Annotated in this window: 15 protein-coding genes; 10 read left to right on the plus strand and 5 right to left on the minus strand. The window is 70.4% G+C overall.

Features of this window, described 5'->3' with window-relative positions:
• The first annotated feature begins 5 nt into the window (after window positions 1–5).
• The 3 genes from ACF08F_RS24825 (at window position 6) to ACF08F_RS24835 (ending at window position 3,346) form a co-directional block, all read left to right on the plus strand.
• The gene (locus ACF08F_RS24825) at window positions 6–899 is read left to right on the plus strand and encodes an N-acetylneuraminate synthase family protein (protein ID WP_392300739.1); all 894 of its coding nucleotides are present in this window, start codon (window positions 6–8) and stop codon (window positions 897–899) included.
• On the plus strand, window positions 896–1,987 hold the full coding sequence (locus tag ACF08F_RS24830; protein WP_392300740.1) for a hypothetical protein: 1,092 nt from the start codon (window positions 896–898) through the stop codon (window positions 1,985–1,987). The genes ACF08F_RS24825 and ACF08F_RS24830 overlap by 4 nt, the downstream gene beginning before the upstream one ends.
• 144 nt (window positions 1,988–2,131) lie before the next feature.
• Window positions 2,132–3,346 (plus strand): amidohydrolase, encoded by a 1,215-nt coding sequence (locus ACF08F_RS24835; protein WP_392300741.1) that lies wholly within the window; start codon window positions 2,132–2,134, stop codon window positions 3,344–3,346.
• 78 nt (window positions 3,347–3,424) lie between these two features.
• On the opposite strand, the gene ACF08F_RS24840 is transcribed toward ACF08F_RS24835, so the two are convergent.
• From ACF08F_RS24840 to ACF08F_RS24850, 3 genes are all read right to left on the minus strand, one after another.
• Complete coding sequence (locus ACF08F_RS24840) at window positions 3,425–3,757, minus strand: hypothetical protein (protein ID WP_392300742.1); 333 nt, start codon at window positions 3,755–3,757, stop codon at window positions 3,425–3,427.
• Window positions 3,754–4,092: a hypothetical protein gene (locus tag ACF08F_RS24845; RefSeq protein ID WP_392300743.1), complete on the minus strand. Its 339-nt coding sequence runs from the start codon at window positions 4,090–4,092 to the stop codon at window positions 3,754–3,756. The genes ACF08F_RS24840 and ACF08F_RS24845 overlap by 4 nt, the downstream gene beginning before the upstream one ends.
• A 77-nt stretch (window positions 4,093–4,169) precedes the next feature.
• A complete protein-coding gene (locus ACF08F_RS24850) occupies window positions 4,170–4,490 on the minus strand; it encodes a hypothetical protein (RefSeq protein ID WP_392300744.1) in 321 nt (106 codons plus the stop codon).
• A gap of 310 nt (window positions 4,491–4,800) precedes the next feature.
• Between ACF08F_RS24850 and ACF08F_RS24855 the strand changes: the two genes are divergently transcribed.
• From ACF08F_RS24855 to ACF08F_RS24885, 7 genes are all read left to right on the plus strand, one after another.
• Window positions 4,801–5,841 carry a BMP family protein gene (locus ACF08F_RS24855; protein ID WP_392300745.1) on the plus strand — a complete coding sequence of 347 codons (1,041 nt, stop codon included), beginning with the start codon at window positions 4,801–4,803 and terminating at the stop codon, window positions 5,839–5,841.
• Between the two features lie 196 nt (window positions 5,842–6,037).
• The gene (locus tag ACF08F_RS24860) at window positions 6,038–7,630 is read left to right on the plus strand and encodes an ABC transporter ATP-binding protein (RefSeq protein ID WP_392300822.1); all 1,593 of its coding nucleotides are present in this window, start codon (window positions 6,038–6,040) and stop codon (window positions 7,628–7,630) included.
• Window positions 7,627–8,739, plus strand: a complete 1,113-nt coding sequence (locus tag ACF08F_RS24865; RefSeq protein WP_392300746.1) for an ABC transporter permease — start codon at window positions 7,627–7,629, stop codon at window positions 8,737–8,739. Before ACF08F_RS24860 ends, ACF08F_RS24865 begins: the two co-directional genes overlap by 4 nt.
• On the plus strand, window positions 8,736–10,025 hold the full coding sequence (locus tag ACF08F_RS24870) for an ABC transporter permease (RefSeq protein ID WP_392300747.1): 1,290 nt from the start codon (window positions 8,736–8,738) through the stop codon (window positions 10,023–10,025). The genes ACF08F_RS24865 and ACF08F_RS24870 overlap by 4 nt, the downstream gene beginning before the upstream one ends.
• Entirely contained in the window at window positions 10,022–10,426 is a 405-nt protein-coding gene (locus ACF08F_RS24875; protein ID WP_392300748.1) for a cytidine deaminase, read from the plus strand. The genes ACF08F_RS24870 and ACF08F_RS24875 overlap by 4 nt, the downstream gene beginning before the upstream one ends.
• Window positions 10,427–10,506: 80 nt before the next feature.
• Window positions 10,507–11,784 carry a thymidine phosphorylase gene (locus tag ACF08F_RS24880; RefSeq protein WP_392300749.1) on the plus strand — a complete coding sequence of 426 codons (1,278 nt, stop codon included), beginning with the start codon at window positions 10,507–10,509 and terminating at the stop codon, window positions 11,782–11,784.
• Window positions 11,785–11,869: 85 nt separating this feature from the next.
• A complete protein-coding gene (locus ACF08F_RS24885) occupies window positions 11,870–12,163 on the plus strand; it encodes an STAS domain-containing protein (protein ID WP_392300750.1) in 294 nt (97 codons plus the stop codon).
• A 187-nt stretch (window positions 12,164–12,350) separates the two neighbouring features.
• Here ACF08F_RS24885 and ACF08F_RS24890 read toward each other — a convergent pair whose 3' ends face one another.
• Complete coding sequence (locus ACF08F_RS24890; protein WP_392300751.1) at window positions 12,351–13,322, minus strand: sigma-70 family RNA polymerase sigma factor; 972 nt, start codon at window positions 13,320–13,322, stop codon at window positions 12,351–12,353.
• 83 nt (window positions 13,323–13,405) lie between these two features.
• On the minus strand, window positions 13,406–14,113 hold the full coding sequence (locus tag ACF08F_RS24895) for a L,D-transpeptidase (RefSeq protein WP_392300752.1): 708 nt from the start codon (window positions 14,111–14,113) through the stop codon (window positions 13,406–13,408).
• Between the last annotated feature and the right edge of the window lie 50 nt (window positions 14,114–14,163).

The raw sequence follows: 14,163 nt of genomic DNA on the forward strand, positions 1-14,163 counted from the left end.
GCACCATGAGCACCCGTCTGCGCACCTTCGGCTCGAAGACCGCCGGCCCCGGTCAGCCCGTCTACATCACCGGCGAGATCGGCATCAACCACAACGGCGAGCTCGACAACGCCCTCGCGCTCATCGACGTCGCCGCCGAGGCCGGCTGCGACGCCGTCAAGTTCCAGAAGCGCACCCCGGAGATCTGCACCCCGCGCGACCAGTGGGACATCGAGCGGGACACCCCCTGGGGCCGGATGACCTACATCGACTACCGCCACCGCGTGGAGTTCGGCGAGGACGAGTACCGCGCCATCGACGAGCACTGCAGGAAGCGCGGCATCGACTGGTTCGCCTCCCCGTGGGACACCGAGGCCGTCGCCTTCCTGGAGAAGTTCGACGTCCCGGCCCACAAGGTCGCCTCCGCCTCCCTCACCGACGACGAGCTGCTGCGCGAACTCCGCGCCACCGGACGTACGGTCATCCTCTCCACGGGCATGTCCACCCCGAAGCAGATCCGCCACGCGGTCGAGGTCCTCGGCTCGGACAACATCCTGCTCTGCCACGCCACCTCGACCTACCCGGCCAAGGCCGAGGAGCTCAACCTCCGCGTGATCAACACGCTGAAGGAGGAGTACCCGAACGTCCCGATCGGCTACTCCGGCCACGAGACCGGCCTGCAGACCACCCTCGCCGCCGTCGCCCTCGGCGCCACCTTCGTCGAGCGCCACATCACCCTCGACCGCGCCATGTGGGGCTCCGACCAGGCCGCCTCCGTCGAGCCGCAGGGCCTCCAGCGCCTCGTCCGCGACATCCGCACCATCGAGACCGCCCTCGGCGACGGCGTCAAGAAGGTCTACGAGTCGGAGCTCGGCCCGATGAAGAAGCTCCGCCGGGTCCAGGGGCTCGTCGCCGCATGACCGGGCAGCTGGCGTTCGTCGAGAGTCCGGTCCAGCTCCTCAACGTCCTGGAATGGGCACACACGCAGGCGCCCGGCGAGCCGCCCGCGCCCGCCCTCACGGTCGTCGTCCTCTCGCCGACCGACCCCATGTCGCGTGGCCAGCTGCGCCGGATGGCACAGCTGGCCCGCGACGAGGGCCTCACCGTCCACTGGCAGGAGGCCCGCGGCGGCCGCGGCGCTCTCGTCCGCACCCTGCGGCAGCTCGCCCCGCCGCTGCGCCGGGCGGACCGGGTCGTCATCGGCGACCCGTTCTCCCGCTACGTACAGCTGCTGCTGTCGCTGTTCTCCCCCCGGCACCTGACGGTGGTCGACGACGGCACCGCCACCATGGAGTTCGCCGCCCAGCTCGGCCGCGGCGAGCGCCTGGTGCGCTGGCACCGCAAGGGGAACCTGGGCCCGCGCGAGCTGGTCCTCGCCCCGGTGACCTCACTGGCCCGGCGGCGCCTCGCCCCGGCCCGCGGCCGCACGGTCGAGATCTTCACGTCCCTGCCCGTCGAGGCCCCGTCCGGCGTCGAGGTCACGGAGAACTCCTACGCCTGGACCCGGGCCCGCTTCGGCCCCCCGGCGCTGACCGGCGGCGCGGACCTGGTCGGCACCTCGCTCGTCGAGACGGGCGTCGTCGACGCCGACCACTACGCGCGGGTGGTCGCGGAGCTGGCCCGCGCCCACGGCGCGACCCGCTACTTCGCGCACCGCCGCGAGAGCGCCGAGAAGCTCCACCGCATCGCCGTCGAGACCGGCCTCCAGGTGGTCCGGCCCGAGCTGCCGCTGGAGCTGATCGCCCGCCGCGGCCCGATCGGCCGCACCGTCGTCAGCTTCCCGTCCACGGTCGTCCACACCCTGCCGCTGGCCCTCGCCGGCACGGGGGTCAAGGTCGCCGTCATCGAGGTCGCGCCCGAGTGGCTGCGGGCCACCGCCTCGCCGCGCGCCCAGGGCTTCCTGTCCGGGGTGGCGGGCACGGCGGCCCACGAGGTCGACCGCCTCACCGCACGGGCCGCCGGAGCGGCCGGAAACGTCGGCCCCGCGGGCGCCGCCGGAGCGGCCTGATCCCGTCGCGCGGCCGGAAAACGGCGCAGAATACCCACAAGAAGGGACCTTCATGCCTGCCAAACCGAGATTCTTTCCCCTAACGGGCTGAACTTTTCGTGATCAACGGGCAGTTGACCCTTGAAGGGGCCTACCCTTCAAAAGGTGAACCAGTTGAAGTCCCGTGAGCCAGGCTCCGTCACCCTGCCCGGAACGCTGTCCGCACCCCTGCGCGCCGAACTGATCGCCTTCCGCAGGGACTTGCACATGCACCCCGAGCTGGGCAACCAGGAGTTCCGTACGACCGCCGCGCTCAAGGCCCGCCTGGAGGCGGCCGGCCTCGCGCCGAAGGTCCTGCCGGGCGGCACCGGACTCATCTGTGACATCGGCGTACCCGACCGCCGCCGACCCGTGCTCGCGATCCGCGCCGACCTCGACGCGCTGCCCATCCCCGACGTGAAGACCGTCGCTTACCGCTCCACCGTGGCCAACCGCGCGCACGCCTGCGGACACGACGTCCACACGACCACCGTCCTGGGTGCCGGACTCGTCCTCGCCGAGCTCGACCGGCAGGGCCTCCTGCCGAACGCGGTGCGGCTCCTCTTCCAGCCCGCCGAGGAGGTGCTGCCCGGCGGCGCCGCCGACGCGATCGAGGCCGGGGTGCTCGACGGGGTCGGCCGGATCATCGCCGTCCACTGCGACCCCAGGGTGGACGCGGGGAAGATCGGGCTCCGCGTCGGCCCCATCACCTCGGCCTGCGACCGGCTGGAGGTCACCCTGGACGGTCCCGGCGGCCACACCGCCCGCCCGCACCTCACCACCGACCTCGTGACCGCCGCCGCCCGCGTCGCCACCGACGTCCCCGCCGTCCTGGCCCGCCGCGTGGACGCCCGCTCGGGCCTCTCCGTCACCTGGGGCCGTATCGAGGCCGGCCACGCCCCCAACGTCATCCCGCAGCACGCCGAGCTCTCCGGCACGGTCCGCTGCCTCGACCTGCCGACCTGGCGCGAGGCGCCCGACCTGGTCCACGCGGCGGTCGACGAGGTCGCGGCCCTGCACCGGGCGAAGTCCACCGTGAACTACGTCCGGGGCGTCCCCCCGGTCGTCAACGACCCGGTCGTCACCGAACTGCTCGCCGACGCGATGACCGCACGCCGCGGGCCGTACGCGATCGAGGACACCGAGCAGAGCCTCGGCGGCGAGGACTTCTCCTGGTACCTGGAGCACGTCCCCGGCGCCATGGCCCGCCTCGGCGTCCGCACGCCCGGCGACGCCCGGGTCCGCGACCTGCACGCGGGCGACTTCGACGTGGACGAGCGCTGCATCGAGTCGGCCGTGGAACTCTTCACGGCCGCGGCTCTGCTGGACCGCAGGGGCTGAGCGGCCTGAACGACCCGAGGGGGAGGCCGCGGACGCGACCTCCCCCTCGGACGGCGGACGGTGTGCAGGTCGATGCGGTCAGGGCATCAGGAAGACCCGGACCTGGGTGACGCCCACGTTGGGGCTGTCGGAGCAGCGCGCGGCGGAGACGTATCCCGCGCGCGCCACGTTGCCGTACCGCGTGAACGGCCCGCCGGACGGGCCCTGGCAGGTCACCTGCACCCGGTACGGGCGCAGCTCGTGGATGCCCGTGCACTTGCCGTACCCGGTCCACGGGGCGCCCGACGACTTCCACGTCGTGCAGCTCGCGGCCTGCGCCTCCGGCGCCGCCCCGACCAGGCCGGCCGTCACGGCCAGGGCGGCGGAGGCGAGCGCCACGCCGCTCCGGACCGCGGCCGTCAGCGCGGTCACAGACGGACCCGCTCGACGCCGACCTTGTAGATCCCGACGCTGGGGTTGTCGGAACACTTCGCGCTCGACGTCTTGCCGTTGCCGACGGCCTTGCCGTAGATCTCCCACTTGTTGCCGCGCGGGTCGATGCAGGTGACCTTCACCTTCGCGGCCTCCAGCGGGTGGGGCAGCATTCCGGTGCACTTGGCGTAACCGACGTACGGCGCGGAGCCGGACTTCCAGGTGTCGCAGTCGACGCTGGTCACGGCGCGCTGGGCGGCGGACGCGGTGGGAGCGGTGATCAGCGAGCCGGTCGCGAGTGCGAGGCCGAGCGCGGCGATGACGGTCTTCTTCATGATTCCCCCCTGAGGGATCTGTGCTGGTGAGATGTGGTCGCGGGCCTGGTCAGGGCCCGCTCCGTCCGATCGGCCGGTCAGGCGCTGAAGGACACGCCGACGCGCAGGACGCCGACGCTCGGGTTGTCCGAGCACTTGGCGGTCGACGTCTCGGTGTTCCGCTTCCACGGGCCGTACACGGTGAACTGGCTGCCGCGCGGGTCCACACAGGTGACCTTCACCCGGAACTTGTCACCCCAGGCGAGCTTGCTGCAGTAGGCCGAGCCGGTGTACGGCGCGCGGCTCGACGTCCAGGTGTTGCAGTCGCCGACACTGGCGGCGGAGGCGGCGGGCGCCAGGACGGCGGAGCCGCCGAGCAGGGCCGCCGTGATGCCGAACGCGGCGAAGGAGCGTTTCATGGGACTTCCCCCTGTTGTTCTGCGGGCGGTGGGTGGTCAGCCCGGTGCCCGCTTGATCCGGTCAAGGAGGAGAGCTATCAAGCCAAACGCAGCGTGGGCAAAGGAACACGCAAAAGATCGTCATGTCGAGGTAATGCCGTCCGTCTCGCGTGTCGGACGGTCTCCGCGTGGCTACCGTCTGGTACGACTCGCTGGCGTCGATCCGGTAACGACTCATGAACGGGTCTTTAACTGACATCTACGCGCGTTACGATCGCCCGAAACCAGCGCCGGAAGAGGCGCTTTCGGTCAGTCTTGAAGGGACCTCCTCGTGCGCCGGGTATCCAAGATCACCGCCGCGTGTGCTGTCACTGCGGCTCTCGCTCTCACTGCCACCGCCTGCGGGGAGTCCTCCACCGAGGACACGGGCTCCGACTCGGGCTCCATCAAGGTCGGCATGGCCTACGACGTCGGTGGGCGTGGCGACAACTCCTTCAACGACTCGGCCGCCCGCGGCCTCGACAAGGCCAAGGCCGACCTCGGTGTCGAGACCAAGGAGCTCACCGCCAAGACCGGTGAGACCCCGGCCGACCGCGAGCAGCGCCTCACGTCCCTCGCCGAGGGCGGCTTCAACCCCGTCATCGGTGTCGGCTTCGCCTACAAGGACGCCATCGACAAGGTCGCCGCGAAGTTCCCGAAGACCACCTTCGGCCTGGTCGACTCGGTCTCCGAGGCGAAGAACGTCGACTCGATCGTCTTCACCGAGGAGCAGGGCTCGTACCTCGCCGGTGTCGCGGCCGCTCTGAAGTCCAAGGACGGCAAGATCGGCTTCATCGGCGGCGTCGACACCCCGCTGATCAAGAAGTTCGCCGCCGGCTTCCAGCAGGGCGTCAAGGACACCAAGCCGAACGCCTCGGTCACCATCCAGTACCTCTCCACCGGTACGGACTTCTCCGGCTTCGGCGCCCCGGACAAGGGCAAGGCCGCCGCCAAGGGCATGCTCGACAAGGGCATCGACGTCATCTACGCCGCCGCGGGTGGCTCCGGTGCCGGTTCCATCGAGGCCGTCGCCGCCAAGCCCGGCGCCTGGGCGATCGGTGTCGACTCGGACCAGGCCAAGGACCCGGCCCTGTCCAAGTACGCCGGCTCGATCATGACCTCGATGGTCAAGAACGTCGACACCGGCGTCTTCGAGCTCATCAAGTCCGTCGACGAGGGCAAGCCCGCGACCGGCGTGCACACCTACTCGCTGGCCGAGGACGGTGTCTCCCTCACCACCACGGGTGACCACCTCAAGGACATCCAGGCCCAGATCGACGAGGCCAAGAAGAAGATCGTCGACGGTCAGATCAAGGTCGCCACGACCCTCTGACACCTGTCGGAAAGGGGGCCCGGAGACGGCTTCGGCCGACACTCCGGGCCCCCTTCACACGTATGTCCGCGGGCAGTTGAACGATTTTCCTGACGCTACGCGCGTAGCGTCATGGCGTACAGGGTATTTTTCGCCACCGACAGCGCCTGCGTCCCCGCCTCGTCCTCCTCACGCTCCCTGCCTAGGAGAGTGCGTCATCAAAGCCTCCAGCACCAGCAGTCCGAACGCCGTAGAACTCCGCGGCATCACCAAGCGTTTCCCCGGAGTCGTGGCCAACCACGACATCGACATCACCGTGCGCCGCGGCACCGTCCACGCCCTCGTGGGCGAGAACGGCGCGGGCAAGTCGACGCTGATGAAGATCCTCTACGGCATGCAGAAGCCGGACGAGGGCACCATCACCATCGACGGCGATCTGGTGACGTTCAACAGCCCCGGCGACGCCATCGTCCGCGGCGTCGGCATGGTGCACCAGCACTTCATGCTCGCCGACAACCTCACCGTCCTCGAGAACGTCGTCCTCGGCTCCGAGAAGCTCTACGGCATCGGTGACAAGGCCCGCGCCAAGATCAAGGAGATCTCCGACGCGTACGGCCTGGGCGTCCGTCCCGACGTCCTCGTCGAGGACCTCGGTGTGGCCGACCGCCAGCGTGTGGAGATCCTCAAGGTCCTCTACCGCGGCGCCCGCACCCTGATCCTCGACGAGCCGACCGCCGTGCTCGTCCCGCAGGAGGTCGACGCGCTCTTCGACAACCTGCGCGAGCTCAAGGCAGAGGGCCTGACGGTCATCTTCATCTCGCACAAGCTGGGCGAGGTCCTGTCGGTCGCCGACGACATCACCGTCATCCGGCGCGGCACGACGGTCGGCACCGCCGACCCGAAGCACACCACCACCAAGCAGCTCGCCGAGCTGATGGTCGGCGCCGAGCTGCCCTCGCCGGAGACCCGCGAGTCGACGGTCACGGACGTGCCGATGCTGACGGTGCGGGACCTGGCGCTCAGCGCCGTCGACCCCGACGGCGTGGTCCGCGCGGTCCTCGGCGGCATCACCTTCACCATCCACAAGGGTGAGGTGCTCGGCATCGCCGGCGTCGAGGGCAACGGCCAGTCCGAGCTCGTCGACACGATCATGGGCATGCGCCACGCCGACGGCGGTGCCGTGACCCTGGACGGCCAGGACATCACCGAGGCCCCGACGCGCAAGCGCCGCGAGGACGGCATCGGCTGCATCCCCGAGGACCGCCACCGGCACGGTCTGCTCCTGGAGGCCCCCCTCTGGGAGAACCGCATCCTCGGCCACGTCACGGAGAAGCCCAACTCCAAGGGCGCCATCCTCGACCTCAAGGCCGCCCGCAAGGACACCGAGCGGATCGTCCGCGACTACGACGTCCGGACCCCCGGCATCGACGTCACCGCGGCCTCCCTCTCCGGCGGCAACCAGCAGAAGCTGATCGTCGGCCGCGAGATGAGCCACGACCCCAAGCTGCTGATCGCCGCGCACCCGACCCGTGGCGTGGACGTCGGCGCGCAGGCGCAGATCTGGGACCAGATCCGCGAGGCGCGCCGTGAGGGCCTGGCGGTCCTGCTGATCTCCGCCGACCTGGACGAGCTGATCGGTCTCTCCGACACGCTGCGCGTGATGTACCGCGGCCGGCTCGTGGCGGACGCCGACCCCGCGACCATCACCCCGGAGGAGCTGGGCTCGGCCATGACCGGCGCGGCCGCCGGTCACCTTGAGCACGATGAGAGCCCTGAGGGCACCGACGGCCCGGAGGACGAGGCCCGATGAAGAAGTTCGACAAGGAGCGGGTGCTCCTCGCCGTCGCGGCGCCGCTGCTCGCGATCGTCGCGGCCTTCCTGATCACCGCCCTGGTGCTCGCGGCCACCGGCAAGGAGCCGTTCAGCGCCTTCGGCATCATGTTCGACTACGGCATCAAGTCGGACAGCCAGGTCTACATCATCAACAAGGCGACGACGTACTACCTGGCGGGCATCGCGGTGGCCATCGGCTTCCGCATGAACCTGTTCAACATCGGTGTCGACGGCCAGTACCGTCTCGCGGCCTTCTTCGCCGCCGCCGTCGGTGGCGCGCTGACCCTGCCGGGCATCGTCCAGATCCCGCTGATCATCATCACCGCGATGATCGTCGGCGCCATGTGGGCGGGCATCGCGGGTCTCCTCAAGACCACCCGAGGCGTCAGCGAGGTCGTCTCGACGATCATGCTGAACTTCATCGCGACCGCGATCATCGGCTACCTCCTCCAGCCCGGCCGCCTCGGCCACCTGGACGCGGCGGGCACGAAGGTGGCGACGACCCCGCTGCCGGAGTCCTCGCACTTCTTCGAGTTCCCGACCGCCCCGACCCCGATCTACGGCTTCGTCGTCGTCGCGGTCATCGCGGGCATCGGGTACTGGTTCACCCTCTCCCGCACCCGCTTCGGCTTCGACCTGCGGACCGTCGGCCAGTCCGAGTCGGCCGCCTCGGCCAGCGGCGTGAACGTCAAGCGGATGGTCGTCACGTCCATGCTGATCTCCGGCGCCATGGCCGGTCTGATCGGTATGCCGACCCTGCTCAACGACTCGTACGAGTTCGGTGGCGACTTCCCCGTCGGCATCGGCTTCACCGGTATCGCCATCGCCCTGCTCGGCCGCAACCACCCGATCGGCATCGCGCTCGCCGCGATCCTCTGGGCCTTCCTGGAGCGCGGCGGCCAGCAGCTGGAGTTCGAGAACTACGACCGCGAGATCGTCGGCGTCATGCAGGGCGTCATCGTCCTCTGCGTCGTCATCGCCTACGAGGTCGTCCGCCGCTACGGCGTCAAGCGCCAGCAGCGACAGGTCGGCGAGAAGCTCGCGGCCCAGGCCCGTTCCAACGACACGACGGAGGTGTCGGCGTGAGCGCCACGGCGACTTCCACTCCGCCGCCCGCGGCCCCCAAGGCGGCCGGCGGCAAGGGCGGCCGTACCCGCCTCACCCTGCCCTGGATCCTCCTGATCGTCGCGGGCGGGCTCATCGCCCTCTCCGCCGTGCGGCTCATCACCGGGGCGCAGGACCTCACCTCGGCCGGCCAGATCAGCGCCGCGCTCTCGCTCGCCGTGCCGATCGGCCTCGCCGGTCTCGGCGGTCTGTGGGCGGAGCGCGCGGGCGTGGTCAACATCGGCCTCGAAGGCATGATGATCCTCGGCACCTTCTTCGGTGCCTGGGCCGGCTGGCAGACCGACCCCTGGATCGGCATCCTCGCCGGCATCCTGGGCGGCATGTTCGGCGGCCTCCTGCACGCGGTCGCGACGGTCACCTTCGGCGTCGACCACATCATCTCCGGCATCGCGATCAACATCCTGGCGGTCGGCGTCACGACGTACTTCGCCAAGCTGTGGTTCAACAGCGGCGAGGCGGCGGCCAAGGGCGGCAGCCCCAAGCAGTCCCCGCCGGCCGAGGACATCACCTCGATCACCGTGCCGGGCCTGTCCGACTGGCTCGCCGACATCGAGAAGCACCACTGGTTCCTGGTCTCGGATATCGCCGGCATCCTCGGCGGTCTGGTCACCAACGTCTCGGTGGTCACGGTCCTCGCCGTGCTGCTGGTGATCGGCACGTACTTCGTGCTGTGGAAGACCTCGTTCGGTCTGCGGCTGCGCTCCTGCGGCGAGAACCCGATCGCGGCCGAGTCCCTCGGCGTCAACGTGTACAAGTACAAGTACATCGCCGTCATCGTCTCGGGCGGTCTGGCCGGTCTCGGCGGTGCGTTCCTCTCGCTGGTCACCTCGCACATCTACAACGAGGGCCAGACCGGTGGCCGCGGCTACATCGGCCTCGCGGCGATGATCTTCGGCAACTGGCGTCCGGGCGGTCTCGCGATGGGCGCGGGCCTGTTCGGCTTCGCCGACGCGCTCCAGCTCCGCAGCGGCGGCGAGTCCGTGCACGCGCTGCTCCTGCTGCTCTTCGCGATCCTCGTCGCGATCGCGGCCTGGAAGGCGTACAAGAAGCGCTGGATCACCTCCTCCATCGCCATCGTCATCGGTGTCGGCGTCTTCATCTGGTACCTCGGCACGGACACGGTCCCGGTCGAGTTCGTCAGCGCGACCCCGTACGTGGTCACCTTGTTGGTCCTCTCGCTCTCCGCGCAGCGCCTGCGGATGCCGAAGGCCGACGGCATGCGGTACCGCAAGGGCGAGGGCAAGTGACGACGGCCCTCACCGAGGCCGACTGGGAGGCCCTGCGGGTCACGGCGCGCGAGGCCATGTCCCGCGCGTACGCCCCCTACTCGGGCTACCCGGTCGGCGCGGCGGCCCGCGTGGACGACGGGCGGACGGTCTCCGGCTGCAACGTCGAGAACGCCTCCTTCGGGCTCGGCCTGTGCGCCGAGTGCGGTCTCGTCTCGGAGCTCCAGGCGACCGGCGGCGGCCGTCTGACGCACTTCGTGTGCGTGGACGGCCTCGGCGAGACCCTGGTCCCGTGCGGCCGGTGCCGGCAGCTCCTGTTCGAGTTCGGCGGCCCCGAACTCGTCCTGGAGACGCCCGCCGGGTTCCTGACCCTGGCCGAGATGCTGCCGCAGGCCTTCGGCCCGGACCACCTCAGGAAGTAGATCCTCGGAGCGGCCCTTCCGGCACGATGGAAGGGCCGCTCTTCCTTTCCCTCTCTATGCGCGTAGAAAGAGGCACCACCATGGACGTCATCTCCGTCATCCGCACGAAGCGGGACAAGGGCGAGCTGAGCCCGGAGCAGATCGACTGGGTCATCGACGCCTACACCCGCGGCGTCGTCGCCGACGAGCAGATGTCCGCCCTGGCCATGGCGATCCTGCTGAACGGCATGAACCGCACCGAGATCGCCCGCTGGACCGCCGCGATGATCGCCAGCGGCGAGCGCATGAACTTCGACACGCTCTCCCGCCCGACCGCCGACAAGCACTCCACCGGCGGCGTCGGCGACAAGATCACCCTCCCGCTCGCCCCGCTCGTCGCCGCCTGCGGCGCGGCCGTCCCGCAGCTCTCCGGCCGCGGCCTCGGCCACACCGGCGGCACGCTCGACAAGCTGGAGTCCATCCCCGGCTGGCGCGCGCTGCTCTCCAACGACGAGATGCTGCACGTCCTCGACACCACGGGCGCCGTCATCTGCGCGGCCGGCGACGGCCTGGCCCCCGCGGACAAGAAGCTGTACGCCCTCCGGGACGTCACCGGCACCGTCGAGGCCATCCCGCTGATCGCCTCCTCGATCATGTCGAAGAAGATCGCCGAGGGCACCGGCTCGCTCGTCCTGGACGTCAAGGTCGGCACCGGCGCCTTCATGAAGACCGTCGAGGACGCCCGCGAGCTCGCCTCCACCATGGTCCAGCTCGGCACCGACAGCGGCGTGAAGACGGTCGCGCTGCTCACCGACATGTCGACCCCGCTCGGCCTGACCGCGGGCAACGCCCTGGAGGTCCGCGAGTCCGTCGAGGTCCTCGCCGGCGGCGGCCCGGCGGACGTCGTCGAGCTGACGATCGCGCTCGCCCGCGAGATGCTCGAAGCGGCCGGCATCAAGGACGCGGACCCGGCCAAGGCGCTCGCCGACGGCTCGGCGATGGACCACTGGCGCCGGATGATCGCGGCGCAGGGCGGCGACCCGGACGCCACCCTCCCGGTCGCCCGCGAGCAGCACGTCGTCACGGCGCAGTCGTCCGGCGTCCTCACCCGCCTCGACGCGTACGACATCGGCGTCGCCGCCTGGCGCCTCGGCGCGGGCCGCGCCCGCAAGGAGGACCCGGTGCAGGCGGGCGCGGGCGTCGAGCTCCACGCCAAGCCGGGCGACACGGTGACGGCGGGCCAGCCCCTGCTGACCCTCCACACCGACACCCCGGAGAAGTTCGACTACGCCCTGAAGTCCCTGAACGACTCCTGGGACATCGCGGCCCCCGGCACCGCCTTCACGGCGACCCCGATCGTGATGGACCGCATCGCCTGAGGCGCACCCCTCGGACACGCCCTGAGGGGACCGGTGGCCTCCCACCGGTCCCCTTCGGCGTGGCGAGCGATGAGTTCCGGGTCCCGTGACGGTCTCAAGGCATGTGGACACCAGCCGCCCGCTCGTCGTGACCCTGCCCGCCCGCCCCACCCGGGGCGAGGTGGCCCTGCTCTGCGCCGAGCTCGGCGCGGCGCCGCCCGGTGACGTCGTCTGCGAGGTCGGCGCGCTCGCGCCCGCCGACCTCTCGGCCGTCGACGCCCTCGCCCGCCTGAAACTGGCCGCGAACCGCCGGGGCCACCGCATCCGCTTCCACGGAGCAGGACCGGAACTGCAGACCCTGCTCCTCCTCACCGGCCTGGACGGAACCCTCGGCGTCTAGCGTCCGGTGCCTAGGGCGTGTTGCGAGAGTCCCGCCTGCCCGACGGCGTCTGGCACGCACGCTCGCCGCGTTGTCGGGATCACCCCGATACATCCAGTATCGGGGCGACCCTCCGCCTTGCGATCGCACGCACCAGACGCCGTCGGGCCCGCCCTTCGGGCGGCCGGCGCTACTTTCGCAACACGCCCTAGGCCTCCAGCCGCGCGGGCAGGTCGAAGAGCGGGAACCAGCGCTCGGTGTCCAGGAAGAAGTCCATCCCGGCGACCTTGCCCTCCCGGACCTCCAGGACGATCAGCGCCCACGGCGAGAAGCCGCCCGCCGGGTCCGGGTGGTACTGCGCGAACGCCGGGGAGCCGTTCGCCACGGTCGGCACCAGCTTCGAGCCGGAGCAGACCTCGCCGACGCCCAGCATCCAGCCCACGATGTCGTCGTGGCCCTGGAGCCAGAGGTCGTACGGCGGCATGGACATGGTCGCGTCCTCGTGGAGGAGCGCGGTCAGCGCCTTCATGTCGTAGCCCTCGAAGGCCGCCACGTACCGCTCCAGGAGCGCCTTCTGCTCCTCGTCCAGCGGGTCCGCCGGGTCGGAGGCGGCCGGCGCCTGCTCGGCGAGGGTCGCGCGGGCCCGCTGGAGGGCGCTGTTGACCGAGGCGACGGAGGTGTCGAGGAGCTCCGCGACCTCGCTCGCCTTCCAGGCGAGCACCTCGCGCAGGATCAGCACGGCCCGCTGCTTGGGCGGCAGGTGCTGGAGGGCGGCGACGAAGGCGAGCCGCACGGATTCGCGGGCGAGGGCCGTCTCCGCCGGGTCCCCGGCCGTGGGCACGACCCGCCCGTCGGGGACCGGCTCCAGCCAGGTGATCTCCGGCTGCTTGACCAGCTGCGCCTGGGCGACCGGGGTCGGGGAGGTCAGATCCATCGGCCGCGCCCTCTTGTTGCCCGCGTTCAGCGCGTCCAGGCACACGTTGGTCGCGATCCGGTAGAGCCAGGACCGCAGCGAGGAGCGGCCCTCGAAGGTGCTGATGGCCTTCCAGGCCCGCACCATCGTGTCCTGTACCGCGTCCTCCGCCTCGAAGGAGGATCCGAGCATCCGGTAGCAGTAACCGGTCAGCTCCCTGCGGTACTTGTCGAGTTCTTCGGTCGTCACGGCCGCGGTGCCGGTCATCGGGTCCACACCCCACTCACCCCTCACCGGCACCGTTCGGTGCCGGTGAGAGGGAAGCTACCGCAGCCGACTGACAGCGGGGGTCACGTTCCCGGCTTGCGCCCGTAGATGAAGACGTCGTCGCCGTTCCGGAGCATGCTCCAGTACTTCTTGGCGTCGGCCGGCCGCATGTTGACGCAGCCGCCCGAACCCGGCGGGTTCCACATGGACTTGGTCGTCGAGTGGAAGGCCTGGCCGCGGTCGAAGAACTGCGCGTACGGCATCGACACGTTGTAGAGCGTCGACCAGTGGTTGATGTTCCGCCAGTAGATCTTCTTGGCGCCGGTACGGGTCTCCGTGCCGTCCTTGCCCGTACGCACCGGCACCGGCCCGTACTTGAGGCGCGAGCCGTCCTGGATCCAGGTCAGCTGCCGCGTCAGGTCGACGCAGGCGATCCGGCCCTTGTTGGTCGGACACTTGCGGTCCTTGTTCGGGTTGGTCCCGGCCGCCTTCTGCTGGATCATCGTGTTCATCGTGCGCCAGGTGACCGTGCCCGCGTACCCCGCCGCCGGGGTGATCCCGTGCTTGCGCTGGAAGGCCTGGATGGCCTGGCAGTCGCCGAGCGACTGGCGCCCGTCGACCGTCCGGCCGAGGAACTTCTCCACCTGCTTCTGGTACGGCCCCGTCGTCACGTTGCAGGACGCGGCCTGCGCCGGAGCCGAACCGAGTGCGATCGTCATCGGCACCACCAGCGCCGTGAGACCGGCCGAGATGCCCGCTCTTCTGCCTATTCGGCTCGTGATTCGCTTCATTTCCGCCTTCTCCCCCTTGGGTCCTGACAAGGAGGACGTCGGCGGGAGCG

The organism is Streptomyces sp. NPDC015130 (assembly GCF_043080005.1).
GTDB lineage: Bacteria > Actinomycetota > Actinomycetes > Streptomycetales > Streptomycetaceae > Streptomyces.